General features: G+C 71.2%; 22 protein-coding genes. 9 read left to right on the forward strand and 13 right to left on the reverse strand.

Annotated features, from left to right (window positions below):
- Positions 1-5 precede the first annotated feature (5 nt).
- Positions 6-710 (forward strand): M50 family metallopeptidase, encoded by a 705-nt coding sequence (locus ABD086_RS10560; RefSeq protein WP_343907484.1) that lies wholly within the window; start codon positions 6-8, stop codon positions 708-710.
- Between the two features lie 9 nt (positions 711-719).
- Positions 720-1,592, forward strand: coding sequence for an LLM class F420-dependent oxidoreductase (locus tag ABD086_RS10565; protein ID WP_343907485.1), 873 nt, complete (start codon positions 720-722; stop codon positions 1,590-1,592).
- A 114-nt stretch (positions 1,593-1,706) separates the two neighbouring features.
- Here the strand turns inward: ABD086_RS10565 and ABD086_RS10570 are convergent, their stop codons facing one another.
- The 4 genes from ABD086_RS10570 to ABD086_RS10585 form a co-directional block, all read right to left on the reverse strand.
- Complete coding sequence (locus tag ABD086_RS10570; protein WP_343907486.1) at positions 1,707-2,204, reverse strand: VOC family protein; 498 nt, start codon at positions 2,202-2,204, stop codon at positions 1,707-1,709.
- A gap of 22 nt (positions 2,205-2,226) precedes the next feature.
- Positions 2,227-2,961, reverse strand: coding sequence for a signal peptidase I (gene lepB / locus ABD086_RS10575; RefSeq protein ID WP_343907487.1), 735 nt, complete (start codon positions 2,959-2,961; stop codon positions 2,227-2,229).
- Positions 2,962-3,035: 74 nt separating this feature from the next.
- Positions 3,036-3,581: a copper resistance CopC family protein gene (locus ABD086_RS10580; protein ID WP_343907488.1), complete on the reverse strand. Its 546-nt coding sequence runs from the start codon at positions 3,579-3,581 to the stop codon at positions 3,036-3,038.
- Entirely contained in the window at positions 3,578-6,613 is a 3,036-nt protein-coding gene (locus ABD086_RS10585) for a FimB/Mfa2 family fimbrial subunit (protein ID WP_343907489.1), read from the reverse strand. Before ABD086_RS10585 ends, ABD086_RS10580 begins: the two co-directional genes overlap by 4 nt.
- A 169-nt stretch (positions 6,614-6,782) precedes the next feature.
- On the opposite strand from ABD086_RS10585, the gene ABD086_RS10590 reads away from it, so the two are divergent.
- Complete coding sequence (locus ABD086_RS10590; RefSeq protein ID WP_343907490.1) at positions 6,783-7,259, forward strand: SRPBCC family protein; 477 nt, start codon at positions 6,783-6,785, stop codon at positions 7,257-7,259.
- Positions 7,260-7,296: 37 nt separating this feature from the next.
- Here the strand turns inward: ABD086_RS10590 and ABD086_RS10595 are convergent, their stop codons facing one another.
- The 6 genes from ABD086_RS10595 to ABD086_RS10620 form a co-directional block, all read right to left on the reverse strand.
- A complete protein-coding gene (locus ABD086_RS10595) occupies positions 7,297-7,515 on the reverse strand; it encodes a hypothetical protein (RefSeq protein ID WP_343907491.1) in 219 nt (72 codons plus the stop codon).
- 214 nt (positions 7,516-7,729) lie between these two features.
- Positions 7,730-10,087 carry an ATP-binding cassette domain-containing protein gene (locus tag ABD086_RS10600; protein WP_343907492.1) on the reverse strand — a complete coding sequence of 786 codons (2,358 nt, stop codon included), beginning with the start codon at positions 10,085-10,087 and terminating at the stop codon, positions 7,730-7,732.
- Entirely contained in the window at positions 10,084-10,494 is a 411-nt protein-coding gene (locus tag ABD086_RS10605; protein WP_343907493.1) for a VOC family protein, read from the reverse strand. The genes ABD086_RS10600 and ABD086_RS10605 overlap by 4 nt, the downstream gene beginning before the upstream one ends.
- Before the next feature lie 10 nt (positions 10,495-10,504).
- A complete protein-coding gene (locus tag ABD086_RS10610; protein ID WP_343907494.1) occupies positions 10,505-10,948 on the reverse strand; it encodes a helix-turn-helix transcriptional regulator in 444 nt (147 codons plus the stop codon).
- A 7-nt stretch (positions 10,949-10,955) separates the two neighbouring features.
- A complete protein-coding gene (locus tag ABD086_RS10615; protein ID WP_343907495.1) occupies positions 10,956-11,282 on the reverse strand; it encodes a hypothetical protein in 327 nt (108 codons plus the stop codon).
- The gene (locus tag ABD086_RS10620) at positions 11,279-11,638 is read right to left on the reverse strand and encodes a hypothetical protein (RefSeq protein WP_343907496.1); all 360 of its coding nucleotides are present in this window, start codon (positions 11,636-11,638) and stop codon (positions 11,279-11,281) included. The genes ABD086_RS10615 and ABD086_RS10620 overlap by 4 nt, the downstream gene beginning before the upstream one ends.
- 234 nt (positions 11,639-11,872) lie before the next feature.
- Between ABD086_RS10620 and ABD086_RS10625 the strand changes: the two genes are divergently transcribed.
- Positions 11,873-12,028, forward strand: a complete 156-nt coding sequence (locus ABD086_RS10625; RefSeq protein ID WP_343907497.1) for a hypothetical protein — start codon at positions 11,873-11,875, stop codon at positions 12,026-12,028.
- 66 nt (positions 12,029-12,094) lie between these two features.
- On the opposite strand, the gene ABD086_RS10630 is transcribed toward ABD086_RS10625, so the two are convergent.
- Positions 12,095-13,774: an alkaline phosphatase D family protein gene (locus ABD086_RS10630; protein ID WP_343907498.1), complete on the reverse strand. Its 1,680-nt coding sequence runs from the start codon at positions 13,772-13,774 to the stop codon at positions 12,095-12,097.
- Between the two features lie 27 nt (positions 13,775-13,801).
- Here ABD086_RS10630 and ABD086_RS10635 point away from each other — a divergent pair, with 27 nt between their 5' ends.
- Positions 13,802-14,206 (forward strand): hypothetical protein, encoded by a 405-nt coding sequence (locus tag ABD086_RS10635; protein ID WP_343907499.1) that lies wholly within the window; start codon positions 13,802-13,804, stop codon positions 14,204-14,206.
- A gap of 36 nt (positions 14,207-14,242) precedes the next feature.
- Here ABD086_RS10635 and ABD086_RS10640 read toward each other — a convergent pair whose 3' ends face one another.
- Positions 14,243-15,259, reverse strand: a complete 1,017-nt coding sequence (locus ABD086_RS10640; protein WP_343907500.1) for a zinc-dependent alcohol dehydrogenase family protein — start codon at positions 15,257-15,259, stop codon at positions 14,243-14,245.
- Positions 15,260-15,361: 102 nt separating this feature from the next.
- Here ABD086_RS10640 and ABD086_RS10645 point away from each other — a divergent pair, with 102 nt between their 5' ends.
- Positions 15,362-16,888, forward strand: a complete 1,527-nt coding sequence (locus ABD086_RS10645; protein ID WP_343907501.1) for a helix-turn-helix domain-containing protein — start codon at positions 15,362-15,364, stop codon at positions 16,886-16,888.
- A 177-nt stretch (positions 16,889-17,065) separates the two neighbouring features.
- On the opposite strand, the gene ABD086_RS10650 is transcribed toward ABD086_RS10645, so the two are convergent.
- Positions 17,066-17,338 carry a zf-TFIIB domain-containing protein gene (locus ABD086_RS10650; protein ID WP_343907502.1) on the reverse strand — a complete coding sequence of 91 codons (273 nt, stop codon included), beginning with the start codon at positions 17,336-17,338 and terminating at the stop codon, positions 17,066-17,068.
- 62 nt (positions 17,339-17,400) lie between these two features.
- Here ABD086_RS10650 and ABD086_RS10655 point away from each other — a divergent pair, with 62 nt between their 5' ends.
- The 3 genes from ABD086_RS10655 (at position 17,401) to ABD086_RS10665 (ending at position 20,132) form a co-directional block, all read left to right on the forward strand.
- Entirely contained in the window at positions 17,401-18,198 is a 798-nt protein-coding gene (locus ABD086_RS10655) for a glycerophosphodiester phosphodiesterase family protein (RefSeq protein WP_343907503.1), read from the forward strand.
- On the forward strand, positions 18,195-19,553 hold the full coding sequence (locus ABD086_RS10660) for an MFS transporter (RefSeq protein ID WP_343907504.1): 1,359 nt from the start codon (positions 18,195-18,197) through the stop codon (positions 19,551-19,553). Before ABD086_RS10655 ends, ABD086_RS10660 begins: the two co-directional genes overlap by 4 nt.
- 192 nt (positions 19,554-19,745) lie before the next feature.
- A complete protein-coding gene (locus tag ABD086_RS10665; protein WP_343907505.1) occupies positions 19,746-20,132 on the forward strand; it encodes an RNA polymerase-binding protein RbpA in 387 nt (128 codons plus the stop codon).
- Positions 20,133-20,193: the final 61 nt, after the last annotated feature.

Below are 20,193 nucleotides of genomic sequence, written 5' to 3' on the forward strand. Positions count from 1 at the left end.
GCACCGTGCTCGACCGGATCTGGCAGGACGTCACCGGCACCCAGCCGCCGCCGGGGCAGGGGAGCGTCCTCGCGACGGCGCTCCTCGCGCTGGCGCTGGTCGCCGTCCCCCAGGCGTGGCGGCTGACGCGCCACGCGGTGACGATCGCCCACGAGGGAGCCCACGGTGTCGCCGCGCTGCTCAGCGGCCGCCGGCTCGCCGGCATCCGGCTGCACTCGGACACCTCCGGGCTGACCGTGTCGAAGGGCCGGCGCACCGGCCCGGGCATGGCGGCCACGGCGTTCGCCGGGTACGTCGGCCCGGCGCTGCTCGGCCTCGGTGCGGCGTTCCTGCTCCGGGAGCGGCACGCGCTCGCCGTGCTGTGGCTGGCGGTGCTCCTGCTCGGGCTGCTGCTGCTCCAGATCCGCAACTTCTACGGCCTGTACGTCGTGCTGGTCGCCGGCCTGGCCGTGCTTGCCGTGTCGTGGTGGGGGAGCACCATGGTGCAGTCGCTGGCGGCGTACGCGACCGCCTGGTTCCTGCTGCTCGCCGCGCCGCGGCCGGTGCTCGAGCTCCAGGGCGCCCGGCGGCGCGGCCGGGCGCGCGACTCCGACGCCGACCTGCTCGCCCGGCTGACCCGGCTGCCCGGCCTGGTCTGGGTCGGGCTCTTCCTGCTGGTGACCGTCGGCTGCCTGGTCGTCGGCGCCCGGTGGCTGTGGACGGGGGCGTAGGTTCGGGTCGTGCGCATCGGGATCCACTACGCGAACTTCACCCACCCGGACTGGCAGCACACGCTGCGCGACCGGCTGACCGAGACCGCCCGCGTCGCCGACCAGGGCGGCGCGTCGATGTTCACGGTCATGGACCACTACTTCCAGATGGAGATGCTCGGCGGGCCGAGCGAGCCGATGCTCGAGGGCTACACGACCCTGGGCTACCTGGCCGGGCGGACCGAGAACGTGCGGCTGGGCCTGCTGGTCACCGGCACGACGTACCGCCACCCCGGGCTGCTCGCGAAGATCGTCACCACGCTCGACGTGCTGTCCGAGGGCCGGGCCGTGCTCGGCCTCGGCGCCGCCTGGTACGACCGCGAGCACGCCGGCCTGGGGGTGCCGTTCCCCCCGACGGCCGAGCGGTTCGAGCGGCTGGAGGAGACGCTCCAGATCGTGCGCCAGATGTGGAGCGACGACAACGGCCCGTACGACGGCAAGCACTACCACCTCGCCGAGACCTGGTGCGTCCCGCCGCCGGTCCAGCAGCCGCACCCGCCGATCCTGATCGGGGGCAGCGGCGAGCGGAAGACGCTGAGGTTGGTGGCGCAGTACGCCGACGCCTGCAACATCTTCCCGGACAGCCCCGACGGCGTGCGGCACAAGCTCGACGTCCTCCGGCGGCACTGCGACGACGTCGGGCGGGACTACGACGAGATCGACAAGACCATGCTCAACGGCAGCACGGACCCGGTGGCCGACCCGGACGCGTTCGTCAGGGAGATGGCGGACTACGCCGCGCTCGGGATGACGCTGGTCAACCTGATGCCGCCCACCGACGACCCGGTCGGCTGGACCACGCGGGTGTGCGAGGACGTCCTGCCGCGACTCGCGGAGGTCTGAGCTGCGTGCCGGTTTCGGCGGTCAGCAGCCGAAACCCGCACGACACGCCGGTCGGGCTCGGCGTGTCGTGCGGGTTCTGGCTGCCAGCAGCCGGAGCCGCGCGGCAGGTCTGAGCTACAGCACCTCGGTGCCGTACATCGCGCCGAGCGGGTCGGCGATCAGCTCGACGCGGGTGCCGTCGGGGTCGCGGAAGTAGATCGAGGTGCCGCTCTCGAGCAGGTACTCCACGCCGGCCTCGTCGAGCTTGCCGCGCAGGTGCTCCCAGCGCTCCGGCTCGACCGAGATCGCGAGGTGGTGCAGCCCGCCGAGCACCTCGGCGTACGGGCCGACGTCCAGCCCGGGGAAGTCGAAGAACGCGATCAGGTTGCCGTTGCCGATGTCGAAGAAGAAGTGGTTCGAGCCGGGGTAGTCGCGGTTCTCGATGATCTCGGTGAGCGGGAACTCCAGGATCCCCTGGTAGAAGCCGATCGTGCGCTCGACGTCCGCGCACACGATCGCCACGTGGTGGAGACCGCGCGCCGAGGACGCGGGCCGGTCCGCCGGGGGAGCGAGGTACGTCTCGCGGATGCGGTCGCGCTCGGCGTTGATCCGGTCCAGATCGGGGTCGGCCATGCCGACGACGGTACTACCGCTTTCAACTTCCGGGTGGGGGGACGTCGTCGAACGTCGCCGGGCGGTGCAGCCAGTCCCAGTGGTCGTGCGGCCAGATCACGGCGAACACCCGGCCGACGACGAGGTCCGTCGGTACGTAGGCGTCCGCGGCGTCGCAGGTGTCGTCGCCCTCCCGGCACAGGTGGAAGCTGCTGTCCGCCGACTCGTCGCGGTTGTCGCCCATCACGAACAGGTGGCCCGCGGGGACCGGCCCCGCCTTCCATTCGCAGTCGCCGGGACCCATCGGCCCGCGGCAGGTGGTGTTCTTCGGGTCGTTGACGTAGCTGTCCTCGTCGAGCGGCTGCCCGTTCACCGAGATCCGGCCCTGGTCGTCGCAGCAGACGATCGTGTCGCCGGCGACCCCGATGACTCGCTTCACCAGGTGGCCCCCGGCCGGGTAGAGGCCGATGTGGGTCATCAGCTTCGCGACCGGGTTGGCCGGCGGCGCCGACTCCTCGGGGTCGAGCCAGTCGCCGGGGTCCTCGAACACCACGACGTCACCGCGCTGCGGCGTGCCGCCGAACCAGTACGACGGCTTCTCGACCAGGATCCGGTCGTTCTTCACCAGGCCGGGCACCATCGAGGGCGACGGGATGTAGAAGGCCTGCACGAAGAAGGTCTTGATGATCAGCGCGAGGCCAACCGCGATGACCAGCAGCAGGATCGTCTCCTGCCACCAGGGTCGGTGCTTCTTCTTCGTGCCTTCGGCGGTCACCACAGCGCGACTCTAGACGGACGTGCCGCGCGGGACGGGGAGGCGGGCTGCCCTGCGGCGGGGTTCAGCGTCGGGGCTCAACGTCGGGGGCCGACGGTGCGGCGCGACACCAGGTGGAGCACGGTCACCCCGACGAGCACCCCGACGCCGACGAGCAGCAGGAGCGCGGGGAGCTGGTTCCCGCCCGCCTCGGCGGGTGCCGGAGCGGTCGCCGCGAGGTCCGGCGGGTCGCCGGCCGGGTTCTCGGTGGCGGCCGCGTCCGGGTCGACCCGGTAGTCGACCCGCGCCATGACCGGGTGCAGGTCCACGCCGACCGCGTGGAACGCCGCGACGTACGCCCCGGGACGATCGGGCTGCCGGATCGCCTGGCTGACGTACCGGCCCTCGACCACGGGATCGCCGACCGCCAACGGCTCGCCGTCCGGCCCGACGACCGCGACCTGCACCTGGGGCTGCACCTCCGTGCTGAACTCGATGACGACCCGGTCGGGGGAGGCGGTCAGCACCTGGCCGGGTGCCGGCCAGGCGGCCACGGCCGTCGCGTGCGCGCCGACCGGCGCCGCGAGCGCGAGCACCAGCAGCACCGCCGCCAGGGCCGCGCCCGCGAGGCGCCGACCGGTCATCCGCGGCCGAGTCCGGCCGTCGACTGCGGGTCGATCTTCCAGTAGAAGACCTGCCCGGCCTGCACCAGCCGCGGGCTGATCGTGTTCGCCCGGGTCTGCGGCACCCCGCGCGCCGCGAGCGCCGCGTTGCGGGCGGCGTACTCGGCGTGCAGGTAGTCGCCGCGCCGGAACAGCTTCACGGCGATCGCCTTGAACTCCTTGTAGGCCGCGTAGCGGTCCCGGAACTTCGCGTCGGGCGTGGTCCGGCCGTCGGCGCTCTCCGCGGCGAGCAGCCGGTTGAGGGCCTCCTGCCCGGCGAGCAGGTACTCCGCGACGTGCCCGCGCTGCAGCTGGTCCTGGTCCTCGACCTCGTACGGCCGGTAGTCCATCGCGTACGTCGTGGGCGCGGCCGAGATGTCCATGACCCACCCGAGGCCGGCCCAGTAGCACTTCCACTGACCCGCGTTCGGCTGGCCCTCCGGGCAGCGCTCGACGCCGTACGAGCCGTCGTGCGGGTGGGAGAGACCCAGGTTGTGAGCGGCCTCGTGCTCGATGGTGTAGCTGAAGCCGGTGCCGGACTCCTGGGTGGGCGTGCAGGGGAGCAGCGACACCTTGTCGCCGTCCTGGTTGGCCGACGGGTCGTAGACCGGGTAGTTCGCCGAGCACGCCTTGAACCGGTCGTTGACGTTGTTGAACACGCCCCACGCGTTGCCGTCCGCGCCGGCCAGCGCGATGCCGCCGACGATCGCGGGCAGCGCCCAGGTGTAGGCCTTCTCGAAGACCATGTTCAGCGACGGCACGGTGCCCAGGCCGGGCACGATGTCGGCCATGCCCTTGCGGTGGGCGTCGATGTAATCGCGGATGATGTCGGTGTTGACCGAGTCGTCGTAGGTCAGGCCGAGCAGGCCGGAGGCCTTCGCCTTCTCGATCTGGTTCTGGAACTCGGTGAGATCGATCGTCGAGCCGTCGCTGTTGTGCTTGATGACGTGCTTGCCGCCGTAGAGCGGCTCGGGCACCAGGTCGACGTCGGCACCGCTCTGCCGGACGTGGTACTCCGGCGCCGGCAGGTCGGCGTACTTCGGCGAGGTGTCCAGGCTGCCGTCCCGCTTCCCGGTCTTCGGGTCGTACAGCGGCACGACCTCGCCCTTGCGGCCCACCCAGCGCACGTACGGCATCGCCGAGGAGAGCCAGCGCAGGGTGTCGTCGTGGTTCTTCGCGTTGACCGGGTCGATCTTGTAGAGCTTGCTCGGGTCGGTCCACCAGCTGCCGTAGTCGCCGGAGACGGGGACGCCGCCGACCCACTGCGGGCGCGAGTAGAAGTCGGTGAAGTTCGTCGTCGCGAGCCAGTAGACGTCGCCCTGCGGGATCGGGCGGTACAGGTAGCCCGCGGTCGACCGGAAGAACAGCCCGTAGGCCACGTCCCGGGCCAGCCGCGGGAACATCGTGCACGGCGTCGGGTCGCCGACGTACTCGGGCACGCTCGCCGGGCACGGGTCCTGCTGCCAGTGCGGGTCGTTCTCGTACTGCCAGACCGGCGGGTCGCCCATCGGGTAGTCGCTGGACATCGCGTCCACGCCCTTGCTGAGCCAGGCGGCGCTCTCGTAGTTGTTCGGCGCGGCGCCGATGTCGAAGAGGTGCCAGCGGTACCGGCCGCCCCAGGTGCGGGCGAAGTCGACGCCGGCCCAGCCGTCGGTGTCGGGGTCGGTGATCCGCCACGACCCGCCGTCGGCCAGCGGCTTCTGGATGATCTGGCCCTTGACCACCTTGTCGGTCGTCCACGTGTGGTACGCGTCCTGCCGGAAGAACGACCCGGCGTACGACGGGGTGAAGGTGTCCAGGAACAGGTACGTCGAGCCCTTGTTCACGCCTTGCGGCATCCGGTCGAGGTTCAGCCCGTGCTTGTCGTAGAACGGGTCGTGGTAACCGGGCGTGTCCTGCAGGATCCGGGCGCCGGCGCACTTCTTCGACTCGACGTCGACGAACGCGCACCGCCACTTCTTCTGGGTGCGGCTCTTCCACATCCAGTCCTCGACGGCGTACCCGTCGACCATGTCGACCTTGCTGGGGTCGGTGACCTGGTGCTCGACGCCGTCGACGACGCGGTACTTGCCGAAGGACTGGTCGTACTTGACCAGCTGCTCGGTCATCGTCGGGTCCTTGAACGACTGGTCCGCGGCCGTGTGCTGCTTCGCGACGCGGAACAGCGCCTTGCTGTAGGCCTTCGTGGCCGAGTACACGTGCACGTCGTACTTGAAGCGCGTGCCGAGGAAGTACGGGTCCTGGCCGGGCGCGAAGGCGCCGCGGTTCCAGTTCAGCAGCCCGGAGGCGGTGCTGAGCAGGCCGTCGGGGCTGGGGGCGCCGGCGACGTTGGCCACCGTGGGCTGGTACTGGGTCGGGATCCACTTCTTCAGCTCGGCGACCTGCGCCTTGGTGGGCGTGCGGCCGACGAACACGACGCGGAGCGGGTACTTCACCGTGAGGTCGTCCATGAGCGAGTCGCGGTCCTCGGGCAGCGTCATCGACTTCACCAGCTGCTGGCTGGTCATCGAGACGGTGCCGTCGTACGTCGTGCCGGGTGCCGCGGCGAAGCTCACCGCGGTGACCGTGTAGTCGCCGGGGGCGAGCTGGCCGAGCGTCGTCTTCTCCGACGTGCCGCCGCCGCTCGCGGACTGGGCGACGAGCGCGCCGTCGGCGTCGTACACGTAGAGGTCGAGGTCGGCGCTCTCGTCGGACCACGAGATCTTCGCCTCGAGCGAGCCGCTGTGGCTCTTCCAGAAGTTCGCGGGGATCGTCAGGTGCAGGGTCTCGGAGTCGCAGGTGGCGCCCTCCGCGCAGACCGACGGGTCGAGAGCTCCGGTCCCGGCGAAAGTGCCGGTCCACGTCGCCTTCTGGGTGACCGGCTTCTTCGAGTCGCCCGGGGGAGCGCCGAGCGTGGACTCGCTCGGGTCGGCCGCCGTGGCGGCCTGCTGGCTGCCCTGGACGGGGACGAGCAGGAGGGCCGTGCCGAGCGCGAGACTCGCGCCCAGGGCCACCCGGCGTTGGATCTTCGACATGTGCGACCGCCTCGCTGACTGCCTTCAGTACGTCGTGGCAACGAGAGGTTCACCCGGAGGCTATGCGGTAAACCGCGGACGACATCTGGTCTGGACCGTGTCTGCGCCGCGTTTCAGGTCGGTGCGTACCCGGCCTGGCGGCGGACGGCTCCGGGTGGTTGCATGGCCCATGAGCTTCCCTGAGCAAGCGGCTCCACGTGTCGTCAGTGCCAGCCGCGACATCGCGGCGGGGGCAGCCGAGATCTTCGAGCTCATCGCCGAGCCGACCCACCAGCCTCGCTGGGACGGCAACGACAACCTGGCGGAGGCGCGGTCGGGGGAGCGCGTCCGTGCCGTGGGCGACACGTTCACGATGACGACGACCAAGGGGAACGTCCGGGAGAACCATGTCGTCGAGTTCACGGAGGGCCGCCGTGTCGCCTGGAAGCCCGCTGAGCCGGGTCAGGAGCCGCCGGGCCATCTCTGGCGATGGGAGCTCGAGCCGATCGACGAGGCAACCACGCGGGTCGTCCACACCTACGACTGGACGCGGTTGTCGGACGACGACCGGCGGATCTCGCGGGCCAGGGCGACGACGTCCGACAAGCTCCAAGCCTCGCTCGATCGGCTGGCGTCGATCGCGGAGAGGGGCGCCTCTCGCGCTTGACCTGACATAATGTCAGTTATCGGCGATATGAACAGGGTTAGAACCAGAGCGACGTGCGCTGGCTGCCGTCGTCGTAGGTGCGCTGGAACCCGGGCGGCTCCCACGACCATCCGAACGCGACCGAGTTCCACTCGCGGCCGCCCGGCGGGTCAACCGAGCACGCTGTCTCCATCCGCCACCAGCCCACGCGGACGTAGGCCGCGAGTGCCAGCGCGATGAGCACCACGACGAACCCGAGGACTGCGAACCGCTTCACCGGTGTGACGCTACGTCCCGACGCGGCCGTGCGGGATCGTGTGGCTGAGACCGCGCTCTGGGTCGGTCTCAGGCACACGACCCGCCCTCACGGTGAGCGTGGCACCGTGCGCACCCGCTGACGTACGACGAGGCCCCGTCGGGCGGATAGTCCCTGACGAAAATGTCGTCCCCGCACCGTCTGACCGACATTTCCGTCAGGGACTACACCGGTGTCATGCCCCCACGTACGCCGCCAGGTGCTGCCCGGTGAGCGTCGCGGCGGCGGCGACCAGGTCCGCGGGAGTGCCCTCGAAGACGATCCGGCCGCCGTCGTGGCCGGCGCCGGGCCCGAGGTCGATGATCCAGTCCGCGTGCGCCATCACGGCCTGGTGGTGCTCGATGACGATCACCGACTTCCCGGAGTCCACCAGGCGGTCCAGCAGCCCCAGCAGGTGGTCGACGTCGGCGAGGTGGAGGCCGCTGGTGGGCTCGTCGAGGACGTAGACGCCGCCCTTCTCCCCCATGCGCATCGCCAGCTTGAGCCGCTGGCGCTCGCCGCCGGACAGCGTGGTGAGCGGCTGGCCGAGCTTGAGGTAGCCCAGGCCGACGTCCTCCAGGCGCTCCAGGATCGTCGCGGCCGCCGGGGTCCGGGCCTCGCCGGACGCGAAGAACGCGTGCGCCTCGGCGACCGGCAGGTCGAGCACCTCGGCGATGTTCAGCCCGCCGTAGCGCAGCTCCAACACCGCCGCCTGGAACCGCCTGCCGCCGCAGTCCTCGCACGGCGTCGCCACGGTCTCCATGAAGCCGAGCTCGGTGTAGATCATCCCGTTGCCCTTGCACGTCGGGCAGGCGCCCTCGGAGTTCGCCGAGAACAGCGCCGGCTTGACGCCGTTGGCCTTCGCGAACGCCTTGCGGATCGGCTCGAGCAGCCCGGTGTACGTCGCCGGGTTCGACCGTCGCGAGCCCTTGATCGCGGCCTGGTCGACGTACACGACGCCCTCCTCGGCCGGGATGGAGCCGTGGATCAGCGAGGACTTGCCCGATCCGGCGACGCCGGTGACCACGCACAGCACGCCGAGCGGCACGTCGACGTCCACGTCCTGGAGGTTGTGCTCGGTGGCGCCGCGGATCTCCAGCCGGCCGGACGGCGTGCGTACGGCGTCCTTGAGCCGCGCGCGGTGCCCGAGGTGCCGGCCGGTGAGGGTGTCGGAGGCCAGCAGCCCCTCGACGGTGCCCTCGAAGCAGACCGTCCCTCCCCCGGTGCCCGCGCCCGGCCCCAGGTCGACGACGTGGTCGGCGATCGCGATCGTCTCCGGCTTGTGCTCGACGACCAGCACCGTGTTGCCCTTGTCCCGCAGGTCCAGCAGCAGCTTGTTCATCCGCGCGATGTCGTGCGGGTGCAGGCCGACGGTCGGCTCGTCGAAGACGTAGGTGACGTCGGTCAGCGCGGACCCCAGCGCCCGCACCATCTTGGTCCGCTGCGCCTCTCCCCCGGACAGCGTCCCGGACGGCCGGTCGAGCGAGAGGTAGCCGAGACCGATCTCGACGAAGGAGTCGAACAGGTGCAGCAGGCCGGCGACCAGCGGCGCGACGCCCGGGTCGTCGATGCCGCGCACCCACGCGGCCGCGTCGGTGATCTGCATGGCGCAGACGTCGGCGATGCTGGCGCCGCCGATCGTCGACGAGCGCGCCGACTCGTTGAGCCGGGTGCCGTCGCAGGCCGGGCAGGTCTGGAAGACCGCGGCCCGCTCGACGAACGCGCGGATGTGCGGCTGCAGCGACTCGACGTCCTTGCTGAACATCGACTTGCGGATCTTCGGGATCAGCCCGTCGTAGCTGACGTTGATGCCCTTGGCCTTGATCTTCGTCGTCTGCTTGTAGAGCAGGTCGTGGCGCTCCTTCTCGGTGTACTCCGCGATCGGCTTGTCGGGGTCGAAGAACCCGGACTCGATGAAGGTGGCGACCAGCCAGCCGTCCGCCGTGTAGCCGGGCACCAGGATCGCGCCCTCGCGCAGCGACGTCGACTCGTCGAGGATCACCGACAGGTCGAGGTCGGACACCGTGCCCCGGCCCTCGCACTCCGCGCACATGCCGCCGAGGTACACCGCGTCCTGGACGATCTTCTTCTCCCCCTTCGGCCCGGTCAGCACGCCGCTGGCCCGCGTGGTGGGGATGTTGAAGGAGAACGCCGTGGGCCCGCCGATGTACGGCGTCCCGAGCCGGCTGAACAGCGAGCGCAGCATCGCGTTCGCGTCGGTGACCGTGCCCAGCGTCGAGCGCGGGTTCGCCCCCAGCCGCTCCTGGTCGACCAGGATGGCGGTGGTCAGCCCCTCGAGGGCGTCGACCTCGGGCCGCGGCAGGCTGGGCATGAAGCCCTGCACGAACGTCGAGTAGGTCTCGTCGATCAGCCGGCGTGACTCGGCCGCGATGGTGCCGAAGACCAGCGAGCTCTTCCCCGATCCGGAGACCCCGGTGAACGCGGACAACCGGCGCTTGGGGATCTCGACGCTCACGTCCTTGAGGTTGTTGACCCGCGCCCCCTTGACGCGGATCAGGTCGTGGCTGTCGGGCAGCGCCACTCGGTCCGTCATCGCAGCTCTTGGATGCGGACCATGTTGCCGGCGGGGTCGCGGAACGCGCAGTCGCGGATGCCGTACGGCTGCTCGGTCGGCTCCTGCACCACCTCCGCGTTCGTCGCCTGGACGCGGTCGAAGGCGGCGTCCAGGTCGTCGGTCGCGAGCATGATCCAGCCGTAGGTGCCCTTGGCCATCATCTCGGTGATCGTGGTGCGCTCGGCCTCGGTGATGCCCGGGTTGGCGGCCGGCGGCCCCAGCAGGATGCAGGTGCCCGGCTGGTTCGGCGGCCCGACGGTGATCCAGCGCATGGTCCCGGTCCCGACGTCGGTGCGGACCTCGAAGCCGAGGGCGTCGCGGTAGAACGCCAGCGACGCCTCCGGATCGTCGTGCGGCAGGGCCGCCGTGTGGATGGTGATGTCCATGGGACGCACGCTAGTAGTGCGCCGCGGCCGGTGCTTCTCGATTCCTGACCGGTCTCGCGACCTGCTTGAGCACGCAGTGCGGGATCCCGGCCGCGCCGGCACCGGCCAGCCGCTTGTACTCGCTCGGCGGCATCCCGACCAGCTCGGTGAAGCGGGTGCTGAACGTCCCGAGCGACTGGCAGCCGACCGCGAAGCACACGTCGGTGACGCTGAGGTCGCCGCCGCGCAGCAGCGCCATCGCCCGCTCGATCCGCCGCGTCATCAGGTAGCTGTACGGCGACTCGCCGTACGCCGCCTTGAACCGGCGGCTCAGGTGCCCCGCGGACAGGTGCACGTCCAGCGCCAGCGCCTCGACGTCCAGGGGCTGGGCGTACTCCCGGTCGATCCGGTCGCGCACCCGGCGCAGGAGCGCGAGCTCGCGCAGGCGGTCGGCCTCCCCGGATCTGCTGGTCACCCGACGATCATCCCAGCTCGCGCATCACGATCTCGACCGTGAACGGCGCGGCGTGCACGCGCGGCAGCCCGTGCGAGGGCGCGGCGACCACCCGCAAGGTCCGCTCGGTCAGCCGGTTCCCGGACGACACCGCGAAGTGGAACCAGCCGGTACGGCGGGTCCGCTCGGTCGCGACCAGGTACCACTCCCCCGTGTGCGCCCGCTCCTGGAGCCGCACCGTGCGCGGTGCGTCGGCCACCACCGCGTGCCCGCGGACCGGCAGGGTGTCGTCGATCTGCACCTGGGCCGGCGCGTGCGCGGTGATGGCCACGGCCAGCGCGGCCGCGGCGATCACGGCAGCTCGTCCTGGCAGGCCGCGGCGTTGTCGGTGGCCTGCTCGACGACGTACCCGCCCGTGCCGGTCCGGACCGTCGAGACCCACCAGCCGTCGCCGTCCTCGTTGGTGAGCACGACCCGTGCCGGGTCCTTCTCCCCGGTGTCCTGCTGGATCCAGCCCGCGTCGGGGGGCTGCTGGTCGAAGCCCTCGTGGCTGCCCAGCCACACCTCGAGCGCCCGGATCGGGGTCTCGGCTCCCTGCTGGTCCAGCGAGGGGTGGTAGGCGTGGCCCGAGCAGGAGCCGTCGCTGCCGGAGCAGCCGGTGAGGAGGACCGCGGTCAGGACGACCACCGGGACGGAGCGGAGCACGCGCACGGGGACCAGCATGAGCCATGGGCCCGGCGGCGTCCGGCGGGTTGGGCACCCGTGGCCCGGACGGACCATCCCCGGGTGACCCGTGCGGGGCATTGTTTCCGGAACCGCGAGCGCGGCTCCGCCCGGGTCTTTACCGTCGAGAGCGATGTATCCCGCGGCTCCGGGGACGCTCCTCAGGAGTACGGATCATCGCCCAAGGGGGGCATCCACCGATGCTCGAGAGGAGGTAGAACCATGTGGGACACCGTCCAGACGAACGCGCAGCACCTCACGCACGACATGCCGTGCCCACACTGCGGGCACGCCCTCCACACCTACCTCGAGTGCGGGGACGGGTGTGACTGCGTCCCGCTGCGGCCGAGCAAGTACGCGCAGCTCGCCACCGTCTGACTCCACCCGTTCGACCTGCTCCGACCCCCTTCCAGGAACGTCGGCCAGGCGCAGCGTCTCGGCGCCTCAGCCGACCGGGTCGACGGTCGCCACCCGCTTGAGCACGGGCAGTTCCGGGCGGCCGTCGACCTCCTCCCCCGCGACCCACCACATCCGCATCCCGGCGGGGTCGAGCTCCAGCACCGCGAGGTTGTTGTCGTACCAGGGGCCCTGGGTCACCGCCCACCGCAGCGGCTCCAGCGTGACCCGGCCGGCCAGCGACAGCACCCGGCCGAGCTTCCCGGTCCCCCGGCGCGACGCGATGTCGATGAAGCCCCGCATCGGCGCCGGCAGCGGGTTGCGGATCGGCGAGCACACCGCCTGCAGGACCCGGCTCGCGACCACGCCGTGGCGCGGCCACGCCTCGGCGACGTAGCTGTGGTGCACGTCGCCGGACAGGAACGTGATCGTCCGCGGCGGCCGGCCGCGCTTGCCGGAGGCGACCTCCAGGACCATCCCGGCGACGTCGCGGAAGCCCTGCTGGAAGGCCGCCCAGTGCTCGAGGTCCGCCTGCTGGCGGGCGCGCTCCCCCAGCCACCTCCCCGGCGCGCCCCACGCGCCCTCGGCGATGGACTCGCTGAACGACTCGATGTGGTGCAGGCCCGGCGCCAGCAGGAACGGCAGCGACGTGCCGACGATGAGGTGGTCGACGTCGCCCTGCAGGTGCTCGTCGACCCAGGCCAGCTCCGCGTCGTCGAGCATCGAGCGCCGGTCGGGTTCCAGCACGCGGGCCGCCCGGGAGTCGATCACCACCAACCGGGCCTGGGTGTCGAAGTCGCGCGCGAAGCTCCAGCGGTAGCAGTCGGGCTCCCGGTCCGCGCCCTCCGCCAGCGCGTCGAGCGGGGCGGTGATGTCCAGCTCGCCGTCGCCGTCGTACGACGTGATCCGCTGCCACAGCTCGTCGGTCGCGCGGTCCTCGGGCGCCAGGTTGCCCAGGTGCTGGTAGACCCAGTACGAGCCGAGCCCACCCACGATGCGGTCGTGCCACCAGTCGGTGGCGGCCATCCGCTGCTTCCAGGACCAGCTGGTGTTCCAGTCGTCGCGGATGTCGTGGTCGTCGAAGATCATCGCGCTCGGGAGCGTGGAGAGCAGCCAGCGGTTCGCGGGATCGCACCACGCGAGCGCGTAGAGGTGCGCGTACTCCTCGTAGTCCTTCAGCTCCCACCACGGCGCCTGCTCGGGGTCGCGGCGCTGCTCGATGAACTCGCGCATCTTCGGGCTGGTCTCGTCGGCGTACACCTGGTCGCCCAGGAACAGCACCAGGTCCGGCCAGCGCTCGTCGTCGTCGGAGCGACTGGTGGTCCGGCCGGCCATGAACAGCGCGTACGCCCGGAGGGCGTCCACGCCGAACTCGGCGTTGCCCTCGGCGTCGTGGCCGACGCTGACCCGGCAGGAGCCGAACGCCAGGCGCAGCGGCTTGCCGGGCTCCAGCGTCGGGATCACCGACGGCGGGAACTCGGCGAGCTCGGGGTCGTTCGACGGCCACACGCGCACGCCGTCAACCGCGACGGCGTACTCGGTGCGGGTGCCGGGCGGCAGTCCGGTCACCTCCAGCAGCGCGTAGTGGTGGCCATGAGCGGCGAAGGTCCGCGCGGACGCGCTCTGCTCCCCCGCGGTGACGGTGACCGTCGCGGCGCCGGCCGTCTCGACCCAGATCGTGGCGGACGTGTCGTCGACGTACCGAAGGAGTGGCCCGAGGACAAGCATGGTGCTGAACCTAATACCCTTCTTCCCATGTCGACTCCCGTGAAGCGCCCCGACGCCACTCCGGCGGTCCCCGCCGCGCCTGCCACCCCCCTCGAGCCCGTCCCGGTCGTCCGCCCGTTCGGCTGGACCCTGATCGTGGCGGCGGGCATCGGTGTGGTCCTCGCGACCTGGCTGATCTACGGCACCGGGGCCGACGGCATGTGGGCCGGCTACCGCGACGGCTTCGCGGCCACCGTCGTCCTCGTCTGCGCGATGGGCCTGAACACCTCGCTGCCGAAGCGGCCGCTGCTCGGCATCGTCGCGCTCGCCGGGATCCTGCTGATCCTGTTCGCGGTGTTCCTGGACGACCCCACCACGGTGTTCGTGTCCGAGCTGGTCGGCGGCGCGTCGATGCTCGCCGGCGCGATCCTGTACGGCGCCGGCGACCGCTGACCCGCCCGCACCGGGCTGGAATCCCAGGGTTCGAGCTCAGGGCTCGATGAGCACCTTCACCGCGCGCCGCTCGTCCATCGCGCGGTAGCCCTCGGCGACCTCGTCGAGCGGCAGGGTGAGGTCGAAGACCAGCCCGGGCTCGATGCTGCCGTCGAGCACCATCGCGAGCAGCTCGGGCATGTACTTGCGGGTCGGCGCCATGCCGCCGGCGAGCCCGATGTTGCCCTGGAACATCCGGCGGACCGGCAGCTCGACGCCGTGCGGCACGCCGACGAAGCCGACCGTCGAGCCGGGCCGGGCCATCTGGAACGCCGACCTCATCGCCTCGTCGGTGCCCACGCACTCGAGGACGGCGTCGGCGCCCACGCCCCCGGTGATCTCCTTGATCGCCTCCACGCCGGCGTCACCGCGCTCGGCGACCACGTGGGTGGCCCCGAACGCGCGGGCGATCTGCTGGCGCGGCTCGTGCCGCGACATGGCCACGATGGTCTCCGCGCCGAGCACCCTGGCGGCGAGCACGCCGCACAGCCCGACGGCGCCGTCACCGACCACGACCGCCGTACCGCCGCGGCGGACGCCGGCCGAGACCGCGGCGTGCCAGCCGGTCGGCATCACGTCGGAGATCGTCAGGACCGACGGCAGCAGCGACGCGTCCGGGACGCCGTCGGTCGCGACCAGGCTCCCGTCGGCCTGGGTGACCCGGGCGTACTCCGCCTGGCCGCTGACGGTGAAGCCGAGGTTGACGCAGCCGTTCTGGGCGCCGAACCGGCAGTGCGGGCAGGTGTTGTCGCAGTGGTCGAACGGCACGACCACGAAGTCGCCCGGCTTGAACGAGGTGACCGCGGCGCCGACCTCCTCGACGATGCCGACGCACTCGTGCCCGATGGTGTCGCCCGGCGTGATCGGGTTCTCGCCGCGGTACGGCCACAGGTCCGACCCGCAGACGCAGCCGGCCACGACCTTCACGATCGCGTCGGTGGGTGCCTGGATGGTGGGGTCGGGGACCTCGCTGACGCGGATGTCGCGGGGGCCGTGGATCGTCGTCGCTCGCATGGCCACCATCCTCCCAGCCGGGCCTGAGCCGCTCCCCCGGGCCCCGACACCCCGGCACCACGCTGAGTTGCCTTATCTCACATGTGAGTTACCGTGGTGCGCATGAGCGAGGGATACAAGAACCGGATCGGGAACCTCATCCGGGACGCCCGCAAGCACCGCGGCCTGACCCAGCACCAGCTCGCCGACCTGCTCGGGACCAGTCAGAGCGCCATCAACCGGATCGAGAAGGGGCACCAGAACCTGTCCCTGGAGATGCTCGCGCGGATCGGTGCGGCACTCGACTCCGAGATCGTGGCCCTGGGCGCCGGCCCCACCCACCTGCGGATCACCGGCCCGACGACGCTGTCGGGCGAGATCGACGTCAAGACGTCCAAGAACGCCGGGGTCGCGCTGCTGTGCGCCACCCTGCTGAACCGCGGCCGGACCACGCTGCGCAAGGTCGCGCGGATCGAGGAGGTCAACCGGCTGATCGAGGTGCTGACCAGCCTGGGCGTCCAGTGCCGGTGGCTCAACGACGACAACGACCTCGAGATCGTGCCGCCCAAGGAGCTCGACCTCGACCACGTCGACGCGGAGGCGGCGCGCCGTACCCGCTCGATCATCATGTTCCTCGGCCCGCTGCTGCACCGCGCGGACGTCTTCGAGCTCCCGTACGCCGGCGGGTGCGACCTCGGCACCCGCACCGTCGAGCCGCACATGGCCGCGCTGCGGCCCTTCGGCCTGGAGGTCAAGGCGACCGACGGCAGCTACCACGCCTCGGTGAACCGGGCCATCGAGCCGGGCCGTCCGATCGTGCTGACCGAGCGCGGCGACACCGTCACGGAGAACGCGCTGATGGCGGCCGCGCTGCACCCCGGCACCACCGTGATCCGCAACGCCTCGTCCAACTACATGGTCCAGGACCTGTGCTTCTACCTGCAGCGGCTCGGCGTGACGATCGAGGGCGTCGGCACCACGACCCTGAGCGTCACCGGCCGCGCCGAGATCGACGTCGACGTCGACTACGCGCCCAGCGAGGACCCGATCGAGGCGATGTCGCTGCTCGCCGCGGCGATCGTCACCAAGTCCTCGATCACCGTGCGCCGTGTGCCGATCGAGTTCATGGAGATCGAGCTCGCCCTCCTGGAGGAGATGGGCCTGCAGTACGACCGCTCCGAGGAGTACGTCGCGCTCAACGGCCAGACCCGGCTGGTGGACATCACCACGAAGCCGTCCGAGCTGCACGCCCCGCTCGACAAGATCCACCCGATGCCGTTCCCGGGCCTCAACATCGACAACCTGCCGTTCTTCGCGGTGATCGCCGCTGTCGCCGAGGGCCAGACCCTGCTGCACGACTGGGTCTACGAGAACCGGGCGATCTACCTGACCGACCTGAACAAGCTCGGCGCCCGGGTCAAGCTGCTCGACCCGCACCGGGTGATGATCGAGGGCCCCACGTCGTTCACCGGCACCGAGCTGGTCTGCCCGCCCGCCCTCCGCCCGGCCGTGGTGATCCTGCTCGCCATGCTCGCCTCGAAGGGCACCTCGGTGCTGCGCTCGACCTACGTCATCCACCGCGGCTACGAGGACCTCGCCGAGCGGCTCAACCAGCTCGGCGCGTCCATCGAGACGTTCCGGGATATCTGAGCTGCCCCGGCCTGAGCTTGCGAAGGCCGGGAATCTGCAGCCAGGTTGAGGAGCCGTGCGAGCGAGGAACGAGCTCGCAACCGGCGTCTCGAAACCCAGTCGGTCAACGAAGACGAGTCGCGCGCAGGTGGTTTCGAGACGGTTGCTGCGCAACCTCCTCAACCACCGCGCGGTCCGTTACTCGAACAGCGTCTCCACCCACGCCCGCGGCGGCGTCTTGCCCACCGGCGGGGCGGCCATGTCGGCGGTGATCCGCGGCATCGGGGCGGTGTGCTGACCGGCGTGGCGGTGCCAGTCGCTCTCGGACTCGATCAGGGCGCCGAGGTCGGCACGCGCCAGGAAGACTCCGTGGCCGTCCGGGCACAGGCTGACCTCGCCGTCCCCGAGCGAGGCGCTCAGCGCCCGGGAGACCATCTCGGTGCCGCAGCGAGGACAGGTCAAGCTCTCCATGCGACGACGCTACCGCCCCACCGGCCGCGGTCGTCGGAGCCGGGCCGGTGAATACTGCACCCGTGGTCACCCCCCGCACCGGCTACGCCTACCTGGACGACCCCGGCCCCGTGCTCGCCTTCGCCCACCGGGGTGGTGCCTACCACCCCGAGATCGAGGGCCTGGAGAACACCCTGGCGGCGTTCCGCCACGCCGCGGAGCTCGGCTACCGCTACCTGGAGACGGACGTGCACGTCACCCGGGACGGCGTGCTGCTGGCTTTCCACGACACGGTCCTGGACCGGGTCACCGACCGGCGCGGCGAGATCGCGGCGCTCACCCTGGCCGAGGTCCGGGAGGCGCTGGTCGGCGGCCGCGAGTCGGTGCCGACGCTCGCGGAGCTCTTCGACGCGTTCCCCGATGCCCGGTTCAACATCGACCTGAAGGCCGACGGTGCCGTCCCCGCGCTCGCCGACTTCCTCGCCGCCCGCGAGGCCTGGCACCGGGTTCTGGTCGGCTCGTTCTCCCGGCGGCGGACGACGCGGTTCCGCGAGCTCACCGGCGGCCGGGTGCCGACCTGCGCGACGCCGGTGGAGATCGTCGCGTTCCGCCTGCTGCCGAGCCGGGCGGCGGCGCTGCTGACCCGGAAGCGGTTCCAGGCCTTCCAGGTGCCGCACCGTCGCGGCGCGCTCACCGTCCTCACCCCGGGCCTGGTACGCCGGGCGCACGCGGCGGGCCTGCAGGTGCACGCGTGGACCATCGACGGCGCCGCCGAGATGCACGAGCTGCTCGACCGGGGCGTCGACGGCATCTTCACCGACCGGACCGACATACTCAGGGACGTGCTGATCGAGCGCGGCCAGTGGCGGGGCGACCGGTGACGACCGTCGCGCCGGAACGGGAGCGCGAGCAGAAGGCCTGGTACTGGTACGACTGGGCCAACAGCGCCTTCGTCACGACCACGGCCGCGGTGCTGTTCTCGCCGTACCTGACCTCGGTGGCCGAGAAGGCCGCCTGCGGCCGGGCGACCGACGAGGACGCCGGCTACAAGTGCACGACCGACCTGCACGTGCTGGGGATCGGCGTCTCGGCCGGCTCGCTGGTCTTCTACGTCGTCACGATCAGCACCATCCTGTCCGCGTTCGTCCTCCCCGTGGTCGGCGCGGTCGCCGACCGCAGCGGCAACAAGCCGAAGCTGCTCGGCGGGTTCGCGTGGGCGGGCAGCGCGATGGCGATGCTGATGTTCCTGGTCGCCGGGTCGAACTGGCAGCTCGGCGCGGTCCTGCTGCTGCTCGCGACGCTCTTCCTGGGCGCCAGCCTCGTCGTCTACGACTCCCTGCTCGTCGACATCGCCGACCCCGACGACCGCGACCGGGTCTCGTCCCGCGGCTGGGCGCTGGGCTACCTCGGCGGCGGCCTCCTGCTCGCCCTGAACTTCGTCCTCCTCACCGTGCTGAGCGACCACACCGAGCTGGCGGTGCGGATCAGCCTGCTGTCCGCCGGCGTGTGGTGGGCGGTGTTCACGGTCATCCCGGTGCGCGGCATCCGCGCCCGCCCGCCTGTCAACCCGGACGCGGAGCCCGGGGGCCTCGTCCAGGCGAGCTTCGGGCAGCTGTGGCACACGCTCAAGGACCTCCGGAACTACCCGGTCACGCTCACCTTCCTCGTCGCCTACCTCTTCTACAACGACGGCATCCAGACCGTGATCTACGCCGCGAGCGTGTACGGCGAGAAGCAGCTCGGCTTCGAGAAGAGCACGGTGCTGCTCGCCTTCCTCGTCGTCCAGTTCGTCGGCATCGCCGGGGCACTGGGGTTCGGGCGCCTGGCCCGCCGCCGCGGCGCGTACCGGGTGATCCTGACCGGGCTGTTCATCTGGCTGCTCGTGGTCGTCGCCGGCTGGCTGACCCCCGACGAGAACCTGCCGCTGTTCCTGCTGCTGGCGGTCGCCATCGGGGTCGTGCTCGGCGGCACCCAGGCGCTCTCCCGCTCGTTCTACAGCCAGCTGATCCCGCGGGGGCGGGAGGCGGAGTACTTCTCGCTGTACCAGGCCTGCGAGCGCGGCACGAGCTGGGTCGGCACCCTGATCTTCGGCCTCGTCCACCAGTGGACGGACTCCTACCGCCCCGCGCTCCTCGCGCTCGTGGTGCTGTTCGTGCTCGGCATCGGCCTCCTGCTCCGGGTCGACCCCCGCCGCGGCATCCAGGAGGCCGGCAACCCGCTGCCGACGGTGGTGTGAACGCGCCCACTGCCGAGGATTCCCGGAATCTTCCCGGGCCCCGTACCGTTGAAGAGGTTGAGACGTCGACGAACTGGGTACGACACGTATCGGGATTGCGGTGTTGGTGGCGTGCGCGTGACGCCGTCATGAGCGCCGGCTGAGTCCGTCTCGGACAGGCACACGGGGGAACACAGGATCGGGAGGTGGCTCATGGCAGAGCGCACACTGCGTGGAGCGCGACTGGGCGGCCAGAGCTTCGAGGACGAGCGCGGCATCGAGTTCGCGGCTCGCCAGCAGGTCGGCTACCGGTGCCCGCAGGGGCACGAGTTCGAGATCACGATGTCGGTCGAGGCCGACGTCCCGGCGGTCTGGGAGTGTCCGCGCTGCGGCGCCGAGGCGCTGAGCGTCTCGGGCATCCAGCCGGAGGCGAAGGCGGAGAAGCCCGCCCGCACCCACTGGGACATGCTCCTCGAGCGCCGCTCGGAGAAGGAGCTCGAGGACATCCTCAAGGAGCGGCTCCAGCTGCTCCGCGACGGGGAGATCGGTCCCGCGCACCTGCACCGCGCCAACCAGAAGAAGCGTAAGGCGAGCGCCTGAGCGCAGCGAAGGCGGGCGCCTTGATGGTGGTCGAGCGAGCCGCGACCGGCGTGTCGAGACC

Source organism: Nocardioides aquiterrae (assembly GCF_039526625.1).
GTDB classification, from domain to species: Bacteria; Actinomycetota; Actinomycetes; order Propionibacteriales; family Nocardioidaceae; genus Nocardioides; species Nocardioides aquiterrae.